The following is a 21,026-nucleotide window of genomic DNA, read 5'->3' on the forward strand; positions in this document are numbered from 1 at the left end:
TCAGTTCCTCCAGTATGACCTTGGCGCGAAACAAAGGCCAGCTACGACGAGGGATATGATCGCACGGAACTAAACACCTAGATGCCTTCATCGAATACAGGGACCTCGTTTCGGTGGCTCGTCCAAATTTCGATAGCGTGAACGACGGACGTTGAAGTCAATATTGCAGCCTGGAGAAACACAGTAATTACAGCGACTCCAAGTCTTTGGTCTACGTAGCTCCACCATCGGGCGGTACAGCACAGCACCTGGAATCTCGCTCCTGATGAGCGAGCCTTCATGGGGACGGTTTCCCCATTTGACTTGCCTAAATGGTGCGGGAAATAGAAGCCTTCCTGCTTAGGCTGGAGTTGGGTCCGCTATGATTTCAGCCTCCAAAACGCAAGCTTCTAGACATAGTCAAACGAGCGTATCTATTTCCCGCCTACACTTGGGTCCGACTCGTCCAGAATTTACTCCACCGTCACCGACTTGGCCAGGTTACGCGGCTTGTCCACATCGGTGCCGCGCGCCACGGCCGCGTGGTAGGCCAGCAGCTGCAGCGACACCACGTGCAGGATGGGCGACAGCAGGCCGTAATGCTCGGGCAGGCGGATCACGTGCACGCCCTCGCCCGGGGTGATGCGCGAGTCGACGTCGGCAAACACGTACAACTGGCCGCCGCGCGCCCGCACTTCCTGCATGTTGGACTTGAGCTTTTCAATCAGGGCGTCGTTGGGCGCCACCGTCACCACCGGCATTTCTTCCGTCACCAGGGCCAGCGGGCCGTGCTTCAGCTCGCCCGCCGGATAGGCTTCGGCGTGGATGTAGGAAATCTCCTTGAGCTTGAGCGCGCCTTCCAGCGCGATCGGGTAGTGCATGCCGCGTCCCAGGAACAGGGCGTTTTCCTTGCGGGCGAAGTCCTCGGCCCAGGCGATGATCAGGGGTTCCAGCGCCAGCACGGCGGCAATGGCGACCGGCAGGTGGCGCATGGCTTTCAGGTGCGCACTTTCCTGCTCGTCACTGAGCCGGCCGTTGACTTGCGCCAGGCTCAGGGTCAGCAGGAACAGCGCCGCCAGCTGGGTGGTGAAGGCCTTGGTCGAGGCCACGCCCACTTCCACCCCGGCGCGCGTGATGTAGGCCAGTTTGCATTCGCGCACCATGGCGCTGGTGGCGACGTTGCAGATGGTGAGCGTGTGCTCCATGCCCAGGCTGCGCGCGTGCTTGAGGGCGGCCAGCGTGTCGGCCGTTTCGCCGCTCTGCGAGATGGTCACCACCAGGGTGTTCGGGTGCGGCACGCTGTCGCGGTAGCGGTATTCGCTGGCGATCTCGACGTTGACCGGGATCTGGGCCACCGATTCTATCCAGTACTTGGCGGTCAGGCCGGAGTAGTAGCTGGTGCCGCAGGCCAGGATCAGCACGCGGTCGATCTGCTTGAAGACCTGGTAGGCGCCGTCGCCGAACAGCTCGGGCATGATGCCGGTGACGCCTTCCAAGGTATCGCCGATCACGCGCGGCTGCTCGAAGATTTCCTTCTGCATGTAGTGGCGGTAGGGGCCCAGCTCGGCGGCGCCGGTGTGGGCCTGCACGGTCCTGACCTCGCGCTGCACCTGCTTGCCGTTGGCGTCGGCGATCCACACGCGCCCCAGCTGCAGGTCGACCACGTCGCCTTCTTCCAGGTAAATGATCTGGTCGGTGGTGCCGGCCAGGGCCATGGCGTCGGAAGCGACGAAGTTCTCGCCCTTGCCCAGGCCGACGATGAGCGGCGAGCCCTGGCGCGCGGCCACCACCCGGTGCGGTTCCTCGCGGCAGAACACGGCAATGGCGTAGGCGCCCGTCAGGCGCTTGACGGCGTGCTGCACGGTGTCGAACAGGTCGCCGTTGTACAGGTGGTCGACCAGGTGGGCGATCACTTCGGTGTCGGTCTGGCTCTGGAACACATAGCCCAAGGCGGTCAGCTCGGCGCGCAATTCGTCGTGATTCTCGATGATGCCGTTATGGACCAGGGCGATGCGGGCCTGGTCGGCCGAGGGCGAGAAGTGCGGGTGGGCATTGTGCGAGGCCGGCGCGCCGTGCGTGGCCCAGCGGGTGTGGGCAATGCCGGTAAAGCCGGCCAGGTGGGCGTCGCTGATCTGCTTTTCCAGGTCCGCCACGCGCGAGGTGCTGCGCGAGCGCTGCAGCTGGCCATCCACGTGCAGGGCCACGCCGCAGGAATCGTAGCCGCGGTATTCCAGGCGCTTCAAGCCTTCGACCAGGATGGGGGTGATGTTGCGTTGCGCTACCGCGCCGACGATGCCGCACATGGGATACCTCGTTGAGTAATCGATGGGGCATCGTAGAGCAGGGCGTTTGAAATATGCTTTCTATTTGTCGTGATATTTGAAATAAAATATCACCAAGTACTCACCAAGAAATAATATTTCATTTTCACCTGAAGATTTTGCAAATGCCGCATACCGAACTGGACGATCTTGATCGTCGCATCCTCAACGCCCTGCAGCTTGATGCATCGCAAACGAACAGCGAGCTGGCACAAGCAGTGCACGTCTCCGCGCCGACTTGTTTGCGGCGGGTCAAGCAGCTGACGGAAAACGGCGTCATCGAGCGTCAGGTCGCCATCGTGGCGCCGGAAAAAGTGGGGGTCCGACTGACCGCCATCGTGGAAATCTCGCTGGACGTGCAGGCCGCCGAGCGCATGGACGAGTTCGAGCAGCTGGTGGCCGACGAAGCCGCCGTGCTGCAATGCTACCGTGTCGCGCCCGGCCCGGACTTCGTGCTGGTGGTGCAGGTGGCCGACATGCAGGCCTACCACGCCCTGGCGCATCGCCTGTTCGCGGCCCATGCCAACGTCCGCAATGTGAAGGCTTATTTCTCCACTTTCCGCAGCAAATTCGAGACCCGCATCGAGTTGTAAACAAAGTTATACACAGTTATCCCATCCCTGGGCACAGGATGTCCAGAGGCTTATACATGGCTTGCCCTCAGCTTATGCACCGGGTTTTCCCGGCCTTGTCCCAAGGCTGATCACAGGGTTAGCCACAACCTTATCCACATTACGCCGGAAGTCCCTGCCGTCAGGGGAAAAACGTGGCCGCACCCTCATCCTCACCGGGGAAACCATCACCGTGGACTTACACACCGCTTACCCAAGCACTATGCACAAGCTTCTCCACACCTTTATTCACACCGTGCAATCACGTGCATGCAGTTATGCGCCACTTATCCAGCCCTTTCCCACACTGGCGAGCAGGCTTACCCACAATGTTATGCACATTTTGCGCAAAGCGAGCTGTTCCAATCAAAATCGCGCACTACCCCATGAGCTGCTTGCAGGAGTGACCCAGGTTCCCCACACGTTTTCCAGCGCTTGCGCACGACTTACCCACACCGTTATGCACAAAACAAAACGGCGCCCCGCAGGGCGCCGTGCACGGACGCTTGTAACCTTACTTCTTGACCTTGACCGGGCGGGTCCAGCCGTCGATGGACACCTGGCGGGCGCGCGACACGGTCAGCTTGCCGGCCGGCGCATCCTTGGACAGCGTGGTGCCGGCGCCTATGGTGGCGCCCTTGCCGACCGTGACCGGGGCGATCAGCTGGCTGTCGCTGCCGATGAAGGCGTCGTCCTCGATCACGGTGCGGTGCTTGTTGGCGCCATCGTAATTGCAGGTGATGGCGCCAGCGCCGATGTTGACGCGCGAGCCTACCGTGGAATCGCCCACGTAGGCCAGGTGGTTGGCCTTGCTGTGGGCCGCAACCTGGCTGTTCTTCACTTCGACGAAGTTGCCGATGTGGACGTCCTCGGCCAGCTCGGTGCCGGGCCGCAGGCGGGCATACGGCCCGATGATGGAGGCCGGCCCCACCACCGCTTCCTCGATGTGGCAGAAGGGCTTGATCTGTGCCCCGGCCGCGATGCGCGCGTTGACCAGCACGCTGTGCGCCCCGATGCTGACGCCATCGGCCAGCTCGACCTTGCCTTCGAACACGCAGCCGACATCGATGGTGACGTCGTGCCCGCACACCAGCTCGCCGCGCACGTCGATGCGGGCCGGGTCCATGATGGTAACGCCCTGCTCCAGCAGGCGGGCGGCGGTGTTGCGCTGGTGAATGCGCTCCAGCTCGGCCAGCTGCAGCTTGCTGTTCACGCCGGCCACTTCCCACTGGGCCGAGGGCTGGGCCGAGACCACTTCCACGCCGTCGGCCACGGCCATGGCGACGATGTCGGTCAGGTAGTACTCGCCCTGGGCGTTCTCGTTCTTCAGCGCGGCCAGCCACTGCTTCAATCGCACGGTCGGCACCATCATGATGCCGCTGTTGATTTCCCTGATGGCGCGCTCGGCCTCGGTGGCGTCCTTCTGCTCGACGATGCGCACGATGCGCCCGTTCTCGCGCACGATGCGGCCCAGGCCGAACGGATCGTCCTGCACCACGGTCAGGATGCCCAGCTTGTCGTTGCCGGCCGCCTCGGCCAGGGCGCGCAGCGAGCTGGCGCTGGTCAGCGGCACGTCGCCGTACAGGATCAGGGTGGGGGCGGCGTCGTCCAGTGCCGGCAGCGCCTGCATGACGGCGTGGCCGGTGCCCAGCTGCGGTTCCTGCAGCGCCGTGGCGACCTGCTCCGGCTGGGCGGCCAGCAGCTCCAGCACCGCTGCGCCGCCGTGTCCATAAATCACGCATAATCGGCCGGGAGCAAGGGAGCGCGCCGTATCGATAACGTGCGACAACAGCGGCTTGCCTGCCAGCGGATGCAGCACTTTGGGCAAAGCGGATTGCATGCGTTTGCCCATGCCGGCGGCGAGGATAACTACGTTCATATGCGCTTGATGAGGTGAGTGATAAATGCAAAAGTCTACCATGGTGAATCCGGGCCGCTGGTCCCTGCGCAGCATAGTGCTGATCCTGCTCATGGTGCTGGCGGCCGGCTGCAGTTCGCTCAAGCTGGCCTACAACAATGGCGATACCTTGCTGTACTGGTGGCTGGACGGCTATGTGGACCTGGACGCGGAACAGAAGGGCTGGGTCAAGAAAGATATCGACCAGTTGTTCCACTGGCACCGCACCACCCAGCTGCGCGACTACGCCCAGATCCTGCAGAAAGCCCAGCACCAGCTGCAGGGCACGCCAACCACGGCCGACCTGCTGGCCGACTACCAGGACATCAAGCAGCGCACCCAGACCCTGCTGATGGAAGCCCTGCCGGACTTGGCCGACCTGGCCCGCTCCCTCAAGCCGGAACAGATCGACCAGATGGAGAAAAAGTTCGCGTCCAACAACGCCGAGTTCCGCAAGAAGAACATGAAGGGTGACGCCGAAGCCCAGCAGAAATACCGCTACAAAAAGGCCATGGAACAGTTCGAGCTGTGGTTCGGCAGCTTCACCAGCGAGCAGGAAGCGGCCCTGCGCAAGGCCTCGGATGCGCGGCCGCTGGACAACCAGGTCTGGCTGGAGGAACGCATGCGGCGCCAGAAAGCCATCGTGGCGCTGGCGCGCAAGGTCCAGCGCGAGAAACTGGGCAAGGAGGCCACCATGGCCCTGCTGAGCGCCACCATCAAGGACAATTTCGAGCGCCTGGACCACTCCGAGCGCAGCGCCTTCTTTAACAGCTACAACCAGGCCACGGCGGAAATGATCTTGACCGCCATCCGCATCGCCACCCCGGCCCAGAAACTGCACGCCCACCAGCGCATGCAAGGCTGGATAGACGACTTCAACACCCTGGCGGGGCAGGCCCGCTGACCAGCGCCAGCAGCCGTCGTGGTATAGTGGCCTGTTGAATCAAGCACTTACAACAGGCCATGCAGAAGAAGTCCATCAAAAAGCCCGCCAGGACGCCGGTCCACGGTCCCCAGCACAGCAACCAGGTGCGCATCATAGGCGGCAGCTGGAAGCGCACGCCGCTGCCGGTACTGGCCGCGCTCGGCCTGCGTCCGACCCCGGACCGGGTGCGCGAAACCGTGTTCAACTGGATCAACCACCTGCGCGACGGCGACTGGGCCAACGCCCGCGTGCTGGACCTGTTTGCCGGCAGCGGCGCGCTGGGCTTCGAGGCCGCCAGCCGCGGCGCGCAATCGGTGACCCTGGTGGACAGCCACGGCCCCGTGGTCCAGCAGTTGGAGGCCATCAAGGCCAAGCTCAAGGCCGACAAGGTGCAGGTGCTGCGCGCCGACGCGATCACCCTGGCGCAATCGTCCGCCGCGCGCGGCCAGCGCTACGACCTGGTCTTCCTCGATCCGCCTTACCAGCAGGAACTGCTGCCGCGCGTGCTGCCGCTGTGCGCCAGGCTGCTGGCGCCGGGTGGACTGGTGTATGCCGAGTCGGACGCCGCCTTCGATCCCGAGGCACTGCCGGAATGGCTGGCTGGCTGGGAGATAGTGCGAGCTGACAAAGCCGGCATGGTGTTTTATCATTTATTAAAATGCAAGGAAACGGCTGCCTAACAACGGGCATCCGCCGTCAAAACCGCCTCAACTTAAGGCAACGTGCGGATTTGAGGCATAATGCGCGTCTAACTTGGTGCAACCGCAGGGAGCCGCAATGGTAGTAGCTGTTTATCCGGGCACGTTCGATCCGCTGACCCGTGGTCACGAAGACCTGGTGCGCCGCGCATCCGGCCTGTTCGACACGCTGGTGGTGGGTGTTGCCGACAGCAAGAATAAAAAACCTTTCTTCTCGCTGGAAGAGCGGCTGGCCATCGCCAATGAAGTGCTGGGCCATTATCCGAACGTGCGGGTGGAGAGCTTCTCCGGCCTGCTCAAGGATTTCGTGCGCGAGAACGATGCACGCGTGATCGTGCGCGGCCTGCGCGCCGTGTCCGACTTCGAATACGAATTCCAGATGGCCGGCATGAACCGCTACCTGCTGCCCGACGTGGAAACCCTGTTCCTGACCCCGTCCGACCAGTATCAGTTCATTTCCGGCACCATCGTGCGCGAGATCGCCCAGCTGGGCGGCGACGTGTCCAAGTTCGTGTTCCCGTCGGTGGACCGCTGGCTGCAAAAGAAAATCGCCGCGACCCGCGGCGAGTGAGGGGTCGCCATGGCTTTGATGATTACCGCCGAATGTATCAATTGCGACGTGTGCGAGCCCGAGTGCCCGAACGACGCCATCCACATGGGCCAGGAATACTACGAAATCGATCCGAACAAATGCACCGAATGCGTGGGCCACTTCGGCGAGCCGCAATGCGTGCAGGTGTGCCCGGTCGAGTGCATCCCCATCAACCCGGACTGGCAAGAGTCCGAGGAACAGCTGCGCGCCAAGTATGAGCGCCTGCAGGCCGGCCAGGCCTGAATTCCTGAATTCCCCGGACCTGGGTGCAAGCCATGCCGGCGCCGCTGGCGCTGGCCGCCCGCTGCATGCGGCCGGGGCAGTCTGTGAGACGCCTGTCAGGCGCGCGAGGCCAGGGCGCGCAGCTCGGCAGCGTGGCTGGGTGCGCCGTCCATGTTATTGAGCATGCTGTTGAGCAGCATGGCGTCGTGCATCTGGCGGCGGTACAGCCGTTCTTCCTTGCTCAGCTTGGGCTTGACGATCAGCAGCAGGGCGCGCGCGATGCCGCGCAACATGGGCTTGAACAGCAGTAGCAGGGAAGCGGCGACGACGAGGACCAGCGCCAGCTGGACGGTGGCGACCAGGTTGAGGGTCTGGACAAATGCAATGATGGTGGACATGGTATGCGCGTACATTTAGAATCAATGTCACTATAGTGCAGCGCAACATAAGTATCCAATTTCCTTTCCCCATAATTAATATACGTTTGATGAATGGGGCAGGCTACAATCGCCAGAAAAGCGTATTTCTCCTCTCATTAACCTTTACCGCTGACCCCCTATGAGCTTTCTGACGCTGGACTTGAATTTGTTACGCGTCTTCGACGCGGTGATGACAGAGCAAAACCTGACCCGCGCCGCCGGCCACCTGGCCATGACCCAGCCCGCCGTATCGAACGCCATCAAGCGGCTGCGCGAGAGCCTGGGCGACGAACTCTTGATACGCACCGCCTACGGCGTCAAGCCGACCCCGCGCGCGGAAGCGCTGTGGCCCTCGGTGCGCAGCGCCCTGGCCAGCCTGGAAGCGGCCGTGGCGCCCGAAACCTTCGACGTCTCGGCCGCCCACGCCACCTTCCGCATGGCCATGGCCGACGCCACCGCCGCCATGTGGCTGCCGTCGCTGATGCGCTCCATCGAGAGCGAGGCGCCGGGCGTGAACGTGCGCATGGTGCCGCTGACCACGCGCGAGCCGCGTCCCATGCTGCTGCGCGGAGATATCGACCTGGCGGTGGGCTTCTTCCCCGGCGTGGCGGCCCAGCTGTCCTACGAGACCGGCTCCCCGATCCGCCACGAGCGCCTGTATTCCGGTAAATACGTGTGCGTGATGCGGCGCGACCATCCGCTGTCCAAGGTCGAGCTGACCCTGGAAAACTATTGCGCCGCCAACCACCTGCTGGTGAGCTTCTCCGGCCGCGCCCACGGCCTGGTGGACGAGGCCCTGGCCCAGCTGCAGCGCGAACGCCGCATCCTGCTGACCGTGAACCAGTTCTTCACGGCCGGCCGGGTGGTGGCCAACTCCGACCTGATCACCGTGCTGCCGCGCCACCTGATTGCCGCCACCGGCATGACGGACGCCCTGGTGCACAAGGAATTGCCGTTCACCTTGCCAGCCGTGCACCTGGACATGCTGTGGCATGAACGCGATGCCCGCAGCCCGGCCCACAAATGGCTGCGCATGCACCTGGAAGGAATGAATTCGCAGGCCCAGCGCAGCGTGGCGCCAGGCCCGGCCCGCAACAGCGATTAAACCTTGCTGCTGGAGCGGTAGCCGATGCGGAAACCGCCCCAGTGCTTGCCGTTCACATAGATGGGCGCCGACAGGTCGTGCATGACCTCGCCCGTATCGCGCTTGTATGTCTGCAGCAGGAAGGGCTTCGTATTCGAGCCGCAGCGTTTGCCCGTGCGGTCGCTGAAGATGCGCTTGGTGCGGTTGTTGACGATGTCGATATCGTAATTGCCTGTCAGCGGCTGGGAAAACTTCTTGTTGTGGGTGGGGAAATAGCCATTGTTGTCCACCGCGCCCGCATAGGCCAGCTGCGGCATGCGCCGCAGCAGCCCTTCCTGCAGCTCCGGCAGCACGCGGTCGGTGAAGCTGTCGAATTTGGTCGTGTGCTTGGGCGGGTCGGTGTTCGGGATGGGCACGTAGTGGCGGTCAAACAGGGCCTCGCGCGTGATCTTGCCGGAGGCAATGGCATGCTCGAAAATTCGGCCGACTTCGGCCGCAGCCTGCTGGGCGGCGTCGCGGATGGCGTCGTGCTCGGTTTCCATGCTGGACTCGCCCAGGGCGCCGGCAATGATTTCGGCGCGCTCGGCCAGGGCCATGGCGGAACTGGCCGCGCGCGGCAATTCCTTGTCGGTGGACAGCATGCTGTCGCGGATGTCCGCGATGGCGGTGGCGATTTCCTCGGTGGTGGCCACATGCTCGCGCGAGGCGCGCGCAATTTCTCCGATTTCCTGTTCCGACTCGCCCGACGAGCGTTCTATATTGCCCAGCAGGCCGTGCACGGTTTCCACGTTTTTGGCCGCCTCCGTCACCACCCCGGCCAGCGAAGTCATGCCGCTGGCGGCGCGCTCGGCTTGCTCGTTAATCTCGCGCACCATCTGGCTGATCTCGTCGGTCGCTTCCTTGGTGCGCAGGGCCAGCTGGCGCACCTCGCTGGCCACCACGGCAAAGCCGCGGCCCTGCTCGCCGGCGCGCGCGGCCTCGATGGCGGCGTTCAGGGCCAGCAAATTGGTGCGGGCCGAGATCTCGCTGATGGCTTCCGTGAAGCCATAGATGCGGCGTGAATTGGCTTGCAGTCCCGTCATCACGGAGGCGGCTTCCTGGGCGTCGCTGCGGGCGCTGCTGATGCGCTTCAGGCCCTGGTCGATCTCGGCGCGTCCGGCCACGGTTTCGCTGCGCACCTGGGCCGCCACCCGGGCGGCGCGCTCGGCGTTGGCGGCAATGCGCTCGGTGGTGCGGGCGTTCTGGTCGGTGCTTTGCGCCACGCCGCTGGCGGTGCGCACATCCTGCTCGATCTTCTTCTTGACCGAGTCGACAAAATAGGAAGTCTCGGCCGCGCCTATCATGATGGCGTCGATTTCGCTGCCCACGGTATGGGCGAAGTGGCGCACGCCATCCTGGCCGGCCGTGGCGCGCGAGCCGAACTTGTAGATCAGGGCGCCGGCCACCGCGGCCGGCAGCGCGCCTATCCAGGCGCCGGCGGCATTGCCCGCCGCCCACTGGGCCAGGTAGGCCAGGCAAGTCCCGCCTGCCGCCGCCGCCAACAGCCAAACTCCGCGCTGCACCAACTTGTGTTGCAATTGCTTCATGTCTCCCCCGTTGTGCTGGCGGGCCATGGCCCGCGGCCCATCTTTTTTGTTTCTCTACTGCTATTTTATGGGCAACTTGGTGGTATTCTTGACTTCTTCCATGACGGCGTAGGTATGGGTTTCGCGCACGCCTTTCTGAAGCAGGGTTTTACCGAGGAATTCGCGGTAGGCGGCCATGTCCTTGACACGGGCCTTGACCAGGTAGTCAAAGCCGCCGGCCACCATGTGGCACTCCAGCACCTCGGGGATGACCTGGACGCTGTGCTTGAAGGCGTCGAACACTTCCGGCGTGGTGCGGTCCAGCACCACCTCGATGAAGACCAGCAGCGAGACATCGAGCAGCTGGGGATTGAGCTGGGCCGTGTAGCCCATGATGTAGCCGGATTCGTGCAGCTTGCGCACGCGCTCCAGGCAGGCGGCAGGAGAGAGGTTGACGCGCGCGGCCAGTTCCACGTTGCTGATGCGGCCATCGCTCTGCAGTTCCATCAGGATTTTCTTACTGATCTTGTCCAGCATTCCGGGTATCCCCCAAATTAATTTTATTTGGTCAAATTGTCGCATCAAAAACTATCTTTTGCTAGTCCTTAGCAATACCAGAATTAATCCAGAAGATTCCGCTTTACAATCGAATCATCCGCAGTTCGTATCCTGATCGCCGCCGGCCTGCCGCGCGGTGGTCCATGCACGCCTGAACTGATCACTGATTTTCCCTTTGAAAAGAGTCTCTTATGCACGCAGCGTTCTCTCCGTTCGCCACCCTGCAGGCTGAAATCCTGCCCGATCCCACTCCCTTGCGCGCCGCCGTCACGGCGGCCTACCGCCGCGATGAAGTGGATGCCGTGCAGTGGCTGCTGGCGCAAATTGGCAACACTGCTGCAGAAACGCAACAACAGACCCGGCAGCTGGCCCACAAGCTGGTAGCCCAGGTGCGCGCCCAGCGTACCCGCGCCTCCGGTGTGGATGCGCTGATGCACGAGTTTTCGCTGTCGTCGGAGGAGGGCATCGCCCTGATGTGCCTGGCCGAAGCCCTGCTGCGCATCCCCGACAGCGCCACCGCCGACCGCCTGATCGCGGACAAGATCAGCAAGGGTGACTGGCGCAAGCACCTGGGCGAATCGCCGTCCATGTTCGTGAACGCCGCCACCTGGGGCTTGCTGATCACCGGCAAGCTGGTCGGCACCGCCAGCGAAAACGGCCTGACCTCGGCCCTGACCAAGCTGATCGCCAAGGGTGGCGAACCGCTGATACGCAAAGGCGTGGACCTGGCCATGCGCATGCTGGGCAACCAGTTCGTGACCGGCCAGACCATCGAGGAAGCCATCAAGAACGGGCGCGACAACGAAGCGCGCGGCTACCGCTATTCCTACGACATGCTGGGCGAGGCCGCCCTGACCGAGCACGACGCGGCCAACTACTACAAGTCCTACGAGCACGCCATCCACGCCATCGGCAAGGCGTCCAATGGACGCGGCATCCAGGACGGTCCCGGCATTTCCGTGAAACTGTCGGCCCTGCACCCGCGCTACAGCCGCGCCCAGCGTGAGCGCGTGATGGCCGAGCTGCTGCCGCGCCTGGTCAAGCTGGTGCAGCTGGCCAAGCACTACAACATCGGCCTGAACATCGACGCGGAAGAGGCCGACCGCCTGGAACTGTCGCTGGACCTGATGGAAGCCATGGCTTTTGACCCCTCCTTGGCCGGTTTCGACGGCATCGGCTTCGTGGTGCAGGCCTACCAGAAGCGCTGCCCGTTCGTGATCGACTACCTGGTCGACCTGGCGCGCCGCAGCGGCCGCAAGTTCATGGTGCGCCTGGTCAAGGGCGCCTACTGGGATGCGGAAATCAAGCGCGCCCAGGTCGACGGCCTGCCCGGCTACCCGGTCTACACGCGCAAGGTCTACACCGATGTGTCCTACCTGGTGTGCGCGCGCAAGCTGCTGGCCGCCACCGACGTCATCTACGCCCAGTTCGCCACCCACAATGCGCAGACCCTGTCCACCATCTACACCTGGGCCAAGCGCGACAACATCAGCCACTACGAATTCCAGTGCCTGCACGGCATGGGCGAATCGCTGTACGACCAGGTGGTGGGCAAGGACAACCTGGACAAGGCTTGCCGCATCTACGCCCCGGTCGGCACCCACGAAACCCTGCTGGCCTACCTGGTGCGGCGCCTGCTGGAAAACGGCGCCAATTCTTCCTTTGTGAACCAGATCGTCGATGAAAACATCCCCATCGATTCGCTGATCCAGGACCCGGTGGCGGTGGCGCGCGCCCAGGGCGGCTTGCCGCATCCGGGCATCCCCCGGCCGCTGGCCATGTTCGGCGCCGAGCGCGCCAATTCGGCCGGCCTGGACCTGTCGAATGAAGACGTGCTGCGCGAGATTGCCGTGGCCCTGGCCGCGCCGCGCAACTGGCGCGCCGCGCCGCTGCTGGCGGGCGAGGCCAGCGTGGGCCAGCCGGTGCTGGCCGTGACCAACCCGGCCCAGCGCACCGACATCGTGGGCGAACTGGTGGAAGCCAGCGCGGCCGACGTGGAAACGGCGCTGGCCAGCGCCAGCCAGTACGCCATGGACTGGCAGACCACGGAACCGGCCGAGCGCGCCGCCGCCCTGGGCCGCGCCGCCGACCTGTTCGAGCAGCACCGCCTGGAACTGATGGCGCTGGCCGTGCGCGAGGCCGGCAAGTCGCTGCCCAACGCCGTGGCCGAGATCCGCGAAGCGGTCGATTTCCTGCGCTACTACGGCGCCCAGGTGCGCGGCGAAACCAATGCGCTGGCCCTGGGGCCGGTGACGTGCATCAGCCCGTGGAACTTCCCGCTGGCCATCTTCACGGGCCAGGCCGCCGCCGCGCTGGCGGCCGGCAACGTGGTGCTGGCCAAGCCGGCCGAGCAGACCCCGCTGATCGCCTACCGCGCGGTGGAACTGCTGCACGAAGCCGGTATTCCGCGCGCCGCGCTGCAATTCCTGCCCGGCCGCGGCGACGTGGTCGGCGCCCGCCTGTGCGAGGACGCCCGTGTCAAGGGCGTGATCTTCACCGGCTCGACCGAGGTGGCGCAGCTGATCAACCGCACCCTGGCGCGCCGCGCCGCCGCTGAAAACGTGGACATCCCGCTGATCGCAGAAACCGGCGGCCAGAACGCCATGATCGTCGATTCCTCGGCGCTACCGGAGCAGGTGGTGCAGGATGCGATTTCGTCGGCCTTCGACAGCGCGGGCCAGCGCTGCTCGGCGCTGCGCGTGCTGTTCCTGCAGGAAGATATCGCCGACAAGACCATCGCCATGCTCAAGGGCGCGATGCAGGAACTCAAGATCGGCAATCCGGACCGGCTGGTGACCGATATCGGCCCCGTGATCGACGCCGAGGCGCAGCAAAACCTGCTGGCCCACATAGCCCGTACCAAGGCCGGCGCCATCAGCTCGTATTCGCTGGAGCTGCCCGCCAGCGCGGCTTCGTCCGGCACCTTTGTCGCGCCAACGGTGCTGGAAATCCGCGCCCTGGACGAGCTCAAGCACGAAGTGTTCGGCCCGGTGCTGCACGTCATCCGCTACCAGCGCGCCGACCTGCCCAAGCTGATCGACCAGATCAACCGCAGCGGCTACGGCCTGACCCTGGGCGTGCACTCGCGCATCGACGAGACCATAGCCTACATCAGCGCCAGCGCGCACGTGGGCAATATCTACATCAACCGCAACATCGTGGGCGCGGTGGTGGGCGTGCAGCCGTTTGGCGGCGAAGGCAAGTCCGGCACCGGTCCCAAGGCCGGCGGCCCGCTGTACCTCAAGCGCCTGCAACGCAACGCCCTGGTGGACGTCAAGCACGAGCGCCATCCGACAGCGGGGCTGGACGCCTTCACGGTCTGGGCCAGCAAGCAGGGCAAGACGCGCGCCGCGCAGCTGGCGGAAGAATACGCCCGCTGCACCCTGCTGGGCAGCAGCACCGTGCTGCCGGGTCCCACCGGCGAACGCAACACGCTGACCATGGCCTCGCGCGGCGCCGTGGTCTGCGCGGCGGCCACCCAGGATGGCCTGCTGAACCAGCTGGCGGCCGCCATGGCCACCGGCAATATCGCCCTGGTGCCCGGTGACAGCTCGCACCTGCTGCCGGGCGACCTGCCGGCGCCGGTGAAAGACCGGGTGCAGGTGGTGGCCGACCTGGAGCAGGCCAACTTCCAGATCGCGCTGGTGGAAACCAGCCTGGTGGGCGCCCTGCGCACCCAGCTGGCGGCACGCGACGGCGCCCTGGTCGGGCTGATAGCCACCACGGCTGACGGCCACATCCCCCTGTGGCGTTTGCTGGCCGAACGCGCCCTGTGCGTCAACACCACGGCTGCCGGCGGCAACGCCAGCCTGATGACGCTGGACGCCGCCTGATCTCTGGCACACAGAGCTGTACCTAAGCCGGGCTGGCCCCGGCTTTTTTGACCCTGTGTCTCCCCCGGTGTCTACATCGGTGTTGTCTACATCGGCGTCAGATCTGCCATTGTCTACATCGGTGTCTGTCTACATCGGTGTCAGATCTGTCTACATCGGTGTCAGATCTGCCATTGGTACATGAGACTGCTTATTCTGGCGTACTGATGTACCAATGGCAGATCTGACACCGACTTAGGCGTGCTGATGTACCAATGGCAGATCTGACACCGACTTATACCAATGGCAGATCTGACACCGACTTAGACACCGACTTAGCGGACACCGATTTAGCGACTTACAGATCCAACACCGACTTACAGACACCAACTTATTTCAAGCCGGGCTGGTCCCGGCTTTTATTTCGCAGAAATTCCGGATGACGCCTAAGGCATAGCGCGAAGCGACGGTTTTGACGAAGCGCATGAAGTCGATGGCTGCGTGGTCGTTGGCGTTATCGGAGATGGTGCGTATCACGGCAAACGGAATGCCTAACTCGAAACAGACCTGGGCCACGGCCGCGCCTTCCATTTCCACCGCCAGCAAGCCGGGGATATCGGCCTGCAGCGCGGCAATCTGGCTGTGCTTGCCGATGAACTGGTCGCCGCTGGCGATCAGGCCGCGGTGCAGCCGGGGAGCATCCAGGCCGAAGTCCTGCCGCTCGGACGCGTGCACAGCCGTTTCCAGACCGTGTTGCAGGAATTGCCGGGCAGCACCAGCCAAACTGTCCGTCAAGGCGACATCGGTCTCGAAGTGCGACAAGCCCGTCAGCGGGATTTGAAAGCGCGGAAACAGGGGGCTGGCGTCGAAGTCATGTTGTAGCAGCGATTCCGCGACCACCAGGTCGCCCACATGTACATCCAAAGACCCGCTGCCGGCCACGCCGGTGAAGACGATGTGGGTAACTCCGAACTTCTCCACAAGGATGGCGGCAGTCATGGCCGCTGCAACCTTGCCTATACGCGATAAAACGCACACAGCGTCGATTTCCCACAGTCTCCCTGCTGTGTACTCGCGCATGCCGTGCAAGCGCTTGTAGGGGCTCTGCATGGCTTCTATCAGCCCCTGCTGTTCTTCAGCCAACGCACTGATGATGCCTAAGCGCATGGTCAACCCGTTTTTTGTTGAGCAGAAAGCATTGTAGCGCGGTAGCTGGGCTGTGGGCATGTGCGGCCTTGTCCACAGCAAAGTCGCCTTTCCGGCGCGTTTTGAGGCCGTCCTTGCGTGCCAGCGCCTGTCGCGACAGCGAGCAGGCGATTTAAACACGGCGCCAGGCCGTCATTTTTCCCCGCTGTCCGCAGCTTTTGCGTTTTAGTTGTTTACAAGAACTTTATATAAAAATAGTAGTAGTAGTAAACGCGGTTCTGCTTGTGGATAAGTCCTGTATACGTTTACGTATCAGCTGTTTACGCGAACGATAAGCGCTTGCATAAGCGCTGTAGGAAGGCGGGATCAATCTTGTATAAAAAAGCGGTCTGGTGAGAAGTCTTGCGTTGCTCACAAACTGTTACTGTGGATATCCAGTCGCTTATCCACAGTCGCGCAAGACTGACCGTCATTTCCAGCTGCTGGGCAGCGTCTGCAAGCATGAAAACATGGCTGCCAAGCAAGTTGCCGGCACGACACATCTCGCGCGACGAAGTCGCCCAAATCCGGTTTTGCACGACACGCGGCTCATGGTTTACTCTAAAGCTGTATATAAAAATAGTAGTAGTTGTTAACGCGGACTTTTTTTGTGGATAAGTCGGGTTAACGCAGGAAAATCAGCTGTTTACCTCAAGCATAAGCGGGCGCGTAAACCTTGTATGGCAGGGGGGTCTTTTTCTGGATAAAAATGGACTCTCCGGTTTACACCTTGCTTACTCACATATGCCACCTGTGGATATCCATAGACTTATCAACAGGTAGAAAGGGCTACCATGCCGTTACAGGATCTCTACGTTCATCCCATTATCCAGGGGCCGACTGCCGGCGGCGCCAATACGCCGGCCCAGGTTGCCGCCGTGTCGAATACCGGCGCTCTAGGTTCGCTGGCCTGCTCGCTGCTGTCGCCGGAGACCATCAAAAGCCAGACCGCGCAGGTGCGAGCGCTTACTGACCGACCGTTTTGCCTGAATTTCTTCGTGCTGGAGACGCCCCAGCCCAGTGAGGAAGAAGTGCAGGCCGCTGTCGAATTGCTGAAACCGTTCTGGACCTCGCTGGGGTGGAGCGAATTGCCCCGTCCTGCCAAGTGGTGTGAAGACTTCGGCGCCCAGTTCGAGGCCCTGGTCGAACTGCGCCCGGCCGCGGCCAGTTTTACCTTCGGCATCCTCAGCAGGGAGCAGATCCAGCGCCTGCACGCGGCTGGCATCGTTGTGATCGGCACCATCACCCACGTGGCCGAGGCGCTGGCCTGGCAGGAGCGGGGCGCCGATGCCGTGATCGCGTCCGGAATCGAGGCCGGCGGCCACCGCGGCACCTTCATCGGCGCCCAGGAAGACGCGACACTGGGCCTGTGGGAATTGCTGCCCGGGGTGGTGGCGGCCGTGGACATCCCCGTGATTGCGGCCGGCGGCATCATGGATGGCGGCGACATCGCCAGGGCCTTGTCGCTGGGCGCCCGGGCCGTGCAAATGGGCACCGCCTTCCTCGTTGCGGACGAGTCCGGCATCCAGCCGGATTACAAAAAGCGGCTGCTGGAAGCGGGCGGCCAGCCCACCCGCCAGACCCGTGCGTTCTCCGGACGCTACGCCCGGGGCCTGGAAAACCGCTTTATTGTGGAAACATCGACATTCCAGCAACAGTTTCCAGCCTATCCAGTGCAAAATGCACTGACGGGCTCCCTGCGCGCGGAAGCAGCCAGGCGCGGCGAGACTGAACTGATGTCGCTGTGGTGCGGCACCGAAGTGCGGCGCGCCCGGCCCATGCCCGTGGCCGAACTCGTCGCCACGCTGGTGAAGGAGACGAAAGCGGCCCAAGGCCGTTAGCAACCATCTTGCAAGGAGCCGATTTGGAAGCAGCGGGAGAGTTCGATTACATCATCATCGGCGCCGGCACTGCCGGCTGCGTACTGGCCAACCGGCTCAGCGGCGATTCCCTGGCCCGCGTGCTGCTGATCGAGGCCGGCGGCAAGGACGATTACGTGTGGATACATATCCCGGTCGGCTACCTGCATTGCATCAATAATCCACGCACCGACTGGCTGTATCGCACCGAGGCCGACGCCGGGCTGGGCGGGCGCAGCCTGATCTACCCGCGCGGCAAGGTGCTGGGCGGCAGTTCCTCCATCAATGGCATGATCTACATGCGCGGCCAGCGCGGCGACTATGACCGCTGGGCCGAGCAGTGCGGCGATCCGGGCTGGCGCTGGGAGGAAGCGCTGCGCCTGTTCAAGAAAAGCGAGGATTATTATCGCGGCGCCTCGGACACGCATGGCGCGGGCGGGGAGTGGCGCGTCGAGCAGCAGCGCCTGTCCTGGGATATCCTGGATGCCTTCCGCGATGCGGCCGAGCAGAGCGGCATCCCCAAGGTAAGCGATTTCAACGGCGGCGACAATTTTGGCTCCGCATATTTCGACGTCAACCAGAAGCGCGGCATACGCTGGAACACGGCCAAGGCCTTCCTGAAGCCGGCCGCGCAGCGCTCCAATCTCACCATCATGACGGGCTGCCACGTGGAACGGCTGACGCTGGAGCAGGGCGAGCGCGGGTTGGTCTGCACCGGCGTGGTCTTCACTGGCGGCGGCACCCGATTCGTGGCGTCCAGTACGCGCGAAGTGATGCTGGCTGCTGGGGCCATCGGTTCGCCGCATCTCCTGCAGGTGTCCGGCATAGGAGCGGCGTCCATGCTGCGCGAACACGGCGTGCAGCCGCTGCTGGACCGCGCCGGCGTGGGCGAGAACCTGCAGGACCATCTGCAGCTGCGCATGGTCTACAAGGTGCGCGGCGCCCGCACCCTGAACACGGCGGCCGCCAACTGGTGGGGCAAGCTGCGCATCGGCCTGGAGTATGCGATGTTCCAGAGCGGGCCCATGTCGATGGCGCCCTCGCAGCTGGGCGTGTTTGCCCGTTCGGATGAACAGCAGGCCTCGCCCAATTTGCAATACCACGTGCAGCCGCTGTCGCTGGAGAAGTTTGGCGATCCGCTGCACGGGTTCCCGGCGTTCACGGCCAGCGTGTGCAACTTGCGTCCAAGTTCGCGCGGCCACGTGCGGCTGTCGGGCGCCGATGCCTATGCGCCGCCCAAAATCACGCCCATGTATTTGAGCACGGCGGAAGACCGCAAGGTGGCGGCCGACGCGCTGGCGCTGACGCGCCGCATCGTGGCCGCGCCCGCGCTGAAGAAGTATGCGCCGGAGGAATACAAGCCGGGTCCGCAATACCAGACGCAAGAGGAATTGGCGCAAGCCGCCGGCGTGATAGGCACCACCATTTTCCATCCGGTCGGCACCTGCAAGATGGGCCGCGCGGACGATGCCAGCGCCGTGGTGGACAGCCAGTTGCGCGTGATCGGGGTGGCGGGGTTGCGGATTGCAGACGCTTCTATCATGCCATTCATCACCTCCGGCAACACCAATTCTCCCACGTTAATGATCGCCGAGAGGGCGGCGGAGCTGGTGCGCGCCGCCTGGAAGTGAGCAGTGAAAAAAGTGCCCCTGGTTTGTCAAGAAATATGCGCGTTCGCTTTGGTGTAGATCAAAGTAAGACCGTAGTTGTACGGTATTGTTGGCTAATTTGTTAGTCGCTATGATCGCTGGACGAATTTATGCGGTTCGCAAAATAACTGGGAGACGGTATGTCGAGCGTTATCTTGGAAACGAGAAATTTGACGAAGGAATTCAAGGGCTTCACAGCGGTCAATGACGTGAATCTTTCCGTCGAGCGCGGCCACATCCATGCCTTGATCGGCCCCAACGGTGCGGGCAAGACCACCTGCTTCAACCTGCTCACCAAGTTTCTCGTGCCCAGCTCAGGCGCGATCCTGTTCAACGGCAAAGACATCACGGCGGCGCGGCCAGCCCAGATTGCGCGCATGGGTGTGATACGTTCGTTCCAGATTTCCGCCGTGTTCCCGCATCTGACGGTGCTGCAGAATGTGCGCATCGGCCTGCAGCGCCAGCTCGGTACCAGCTTCCATTTCTGGCGCAGCGAACGTTCCCTGAACCAGCTCAACGAGCGCGCCATGGCCTTGCTGGCCGAAGTCGACCTGGCCGGTTTCGCGGACGCCGTCACGGTCGACCTGCCCTATGGCCGCAAGCGTGCTCTGGAGATCGCCACCACCCTGGCCATGGAGCCGGAGCTGATGCTGCTCGATGAACCCACCCAGGGCATGGGCCACGAGGACGTGCACCGCGTGACCGAGCTGATCAAGAAAGTCTCGTCCGGCCGCACCATCCTGATGGTCGAGCACAATATGAAGGTGGTGTCCGGCATCTGCGACAAGATTTCGGTGCTGCAGCGCGGCGCCGTGCTGGCCGAGGGCAGCTATGCGGACGTGTCGCGCAACCCGCAGGTGATGGAAGCCTATATGGGTACAGAAGCGGGCACCGCGCTGGAAGGAGCGCACTGATGGCCGCCGCGCTGGAGATTACCGGGCTGCAGGCCTGGTATGGCGAATCCCACATCCTGCACGACGTCAACCTGGCGGTGCAGCCGGGCGAAGTGGTGACCCTGCTGGGCCGTAACGGCGCCGGCCGCACCACCACCCTGCGCGCCGTCATGGGCCTGACCGGCGCGCGCAAGGGCTCGATCCGCATCCACGGCCAGGAAGCCATCGGCCTGCCCACGCACAAGGTGGCGCACCTGGGCGTGGGCTATTGCCCCGAGGAGCGCGGCATTTTTTCCTCGCTGTCGACCGAGGAAAACCTGATGCTGCCGCCGCAGCTGAAAACGCGCGAAGCCGGCATGCCGGTAGCGGAAATCTACGAGATGTTTCCCAACCTGCTGGAAAGGCGGCATAGCCAGGGCACGCGTTTGTCGGGCGGCGAGCAGCAAATGCTGGCGGTGGCGCGCATCCTGCGCACCGGCGCCCGCCTGCTGCTGCTGGACGAAATTTCCGAGGGCCTGGCGCCAGTCATCGTGCAGGGCCTGGCGCGCATGATCACCACCCTGAAATCCAAGGGCTACACCATCGTCATGGTGGAACAGAACTTCCGCTTTGCCGCGCCGCTGGCGGACCGTTTTTACGTGATGGAGCATGGTCAGATCGTCGAGACCTTTGTTGCATCCGAACTCAACGCCAAGATGCCGGTGCTGACCGAGCTGCTGGGCGTGTAGGCGCAACACCCAAACCTAAAGAAACGGAG

17 protein-coding genes are annotated in these 21,026 nt (G+C 63.3%); 11 read left to right on the plus strand and 6 right to left on the minus strand.

The features are described 5' to 3' along the window. Positions 1-452: 452 nt before the first annotated feature. Positions 453-2,282, minus strand: coding sequence for a glutamine--fructose-6-phosphate transaminase (isomerizing) (gene glmS / locus ACLB1G_RS24400; RefSeq protein ID WP_491629855.1), 1,830 nt, complete (start codon positions 2,280-2,282; stop codon positions 453-455). 143 nt (positions 2,283-2,425) lie between these two features. On the opposite strand from glmS, the gene ACLB1G_RS24405 reads away from it, so the two are divergent. After that, complete coding sequence (locus ACLB1G_RS24405) at positions 2,426-2,893, plus strand: Lrp/AsnC family transcriptional regulator (RefSeq protein WP_491629856.1); 468 nt, start codon at positions 2,426-2,428, stop codon at positions 2,891-2,893. A 532-nt stretch (positions 2,894-3,425) separates the two neighbouring features. Here the strand turns inward: ACLB1G_RS24405 and glmU are convergent. Then, the gene (glmU, locus tag ACLB1G_RS24410; protein ID WP_491629857.1) at positions 3,426-4,790 is read right to left on the minus strand and encodes a bifunctional UDP-N-acetylglucosamine diphosphorylase/glucosamine-1-phosphate N-acetyltransferase GlmU; all 1,365 of its coding nucleotides are present in this window, start codon (positions 4,788-4,790) and stop codon (positions 3,426-3,428) included. Between the two features lie 25 nt (positions 4,791-4,815). Here glmU and ACLB1G_RS24415 point away from each other — a divergent pair, with 25 nt between their 5' ends. The 4 genes from ACLB1G_RS24415 to ACLB1G_RS24430 all read left to right on the plus strand — a co-directional run bounded on the left by ACLB1G_RS24415 (position 4,816) and on the right by ACLB1G_RS24430 (position 7,266). Beyond that, the gene (locus tag ACLB1G_RS24415; protein WP_491629858.1) at positions 4,816-5,712 is read left to right on the plus strand and encodes a DUF6279 family lipoprotein; all 897 of its coding nucleotides are present in this window, start codon (positions 4,816-4,818) and stop codon (positions 5,710-5,712) included. A 59-nt stretch (positions 5,713-5,771) separates the two neighbouring features. Continuing rightward, positions 5,772-6,413 (plus strand): 16S rRNA (guanine(966)-N(2))-methyltransferase RsmD, encoded by a 642-nt coding sequence (gene rsmD / locus ACLB1G_RS24420; RefSeq protein ID WP_491629859.1) that lies wholly within the window; start codon positions 5,772-5,774, stop codon positions 6,411-6,413. A 97-nt stretch (positions 6,414-6,510) separates the two neighbouring features. Next, positions 6,511-7,002: a pantetheine-phosphate adenylyltransferase gene (coaD, locus tag ACLB1G_RS24425; RefSeq protein ID WP_491629860.1), complete on the plus strand. Its 492-nt coding sequence runs from the start codon at positions 6,511-6,513 to the stop codon at positions 7,000-7,002. Positions 7,003-7,011: 9 nt separating this feature from the next. Next, positions 7,012-7,266 carry a YfhL family 4Fe-4S dicluster ferredoxin gene (locus tag ACLB1G_RS24430; RefSeq protein ID WP_491629861.1) on the plus strand — a complete coding sequence of 85 codons (255 nt, stop codon included), beginning with the start codon at positions 7,012-7,014 and terminating at the stop codon, positions 7,264-7,266. A gap of 95 nt (positions 7,267-7,361) precedes the next feature. Here the strand turns inward: ACLB1G_RS24430 and ACLB1G_RS24435 are convergent, their stop codons facing one another. Then, entirely contained in the window at positions 7,362-7,643 is a 282-nt protein-coding gene (locus ACLB1G_RS24435; RefSeq protein ID WP_491629862.1) for a hypothetical protein, read from the minus strand. Positions 7,644-7,803: 160 nt separating this feature from the next. On the opposite strand from ACLB1G_RS24435, the gene ACLB1G_RS24440 reads away from it, so the two are divergent. Then, a complete protein-coding gene (locus ACLB1G_RS24440) occupies positions 7,804-8,769 on the plus strand; it encodes a LysR family transcriptional regulator (protein WP_491629863.1) in 966 nt (321 codons plus the stop codon). On the opposite strand, the gene ACLB1G_RS24445 is transcribed toward ACLB1G_RS24440, so the two are convergent. Both ACLB1G_RS24445 and ACLB1G_RS24450 read right to left on the minus strand, forming a co-directional pair. Beyond that, a complete protein-coding gene (locus tag ACLB1G_RS24445; protein WP_491629864.1) occupies positions 8,766-10,334 on the minus strand; it encodes a methyl-accepting chemotaxis protein in 1,569 nt (522 codons plus the stop codon). The two genes, ACLB1G_RS24440 and ACLB1G_RS24445, sit on opposite strands and share 4 nt — an antisense overlap. 60 nt (positions 10,335-10,394) lie before the next feature. Further along, positions 10,395-10,850, minus strand: coding sequence for an Lrp/AsnC ligand binding domain-containing protein (locus ACLB1G_RS24450; protein ID WP_008443393.1), 456 nt, complete (start codon positions 10,848-10,850; stop codon positions 10,395-10,397). A gap of 212 nt (positions 10,851-11,062) precedes the next feature. Here ACLB1G_RS24450 and putA point away from each other — a divergent pair, with 212 nt between their 5' ends. After that, on the plus strand, positions 11,063-14,704 hold the full coding sequence (gene putA, locus ACLB1G_RS24455; protein WP_491629865.1) for a trifunctional transcriptional regulator/proline dehydrogenase/L-glutamate gamma-semialdehyde dehydrogenase: 3,642 nt from the start codon (positions 11,063-11,065) through the stop codon (positions 14,702-14,704). A 375-nt stretch (positions 14,705-15,079) separates the two neighbouring features. Here putA and ACLB1G_RS24460 read toward each other — a convergent pair whose 3' ends face one another. Further along, positions 15,080-15,850, minus strand: coding sequence for a 5'-methylthioadenosine/adenosylhomocysteine nucleosidase (locus ACLB1G_RS24460; protein WP_491629866.1), 771 nt, complete (start codon positions 15,848-15,850; stop codon positions 15,080-15,082). A gap of 812 nt (positions 15,851-16,662) precedes the next feature. Between ACLB1G_RS24460 and ACLB1G_RS24465 the strand changes: the two genes are divergently transcribed. From ACLB1G_RS24465 to ACLB1G_RS24480, 4 genes are all read left to right on the plus strand, one after another. Beyond that, positions 16,663-17,709, plus strand: a complete 1,047-nt coding sequence (locus tag ACLB1G_RS24465; RefSeq protein WP_491629867.1) for an NAD(P)H-dependent flavin oxidoreductase — start codon at positions 16,663-16,665, stop codon at positions 17,707-17,709. 23 nt (positions 17,710-17,732) lie between these two features. Continuing rightward, positions 17,733-19,358, plus strand: coding sequence for a GMC family oxidoreductase (locus ACLB1G_RS24470; RefSeq protein ID WP_491629868.1), 1,626 nt, complete (start codon positions 17,733-17,735; stop codon positions 19,356-19,358). A 158-nt stretch (positions 19,359-19,516) separates the two neighbouring features. After that, positions 19,517-20,290, plus strand: a complete 774-nt coding sequence (locus ACLB1G_RS24475) for an ABC transporter ATP-binding protein (protein ID WP_491629869.1) — start codon at positions 19,517-19,519, stop codon at positions 20,288-20,290. Continuing rightward, complete coding sequence (locus tag ACLB1G_RS24480; RefSeq protein WP_491629870.1) at positions 20,290-20,997, plus strand: ABC transporter ATP-binding protein; 708 nt, start codon at positions 20,290-20,292, stop codon at positions 20,995-20,997. Before ACLB1G_RS24475 ends, ACLB1G_RS24480 begins: the two co-directional genes overlap by 1 nt. Positions 20,998-21,026 lie beyond the last annotated feature (29 nt).

The sequence above is a fragment of the Duganella kummerowiae genome, from assembly GCF_053572355.1.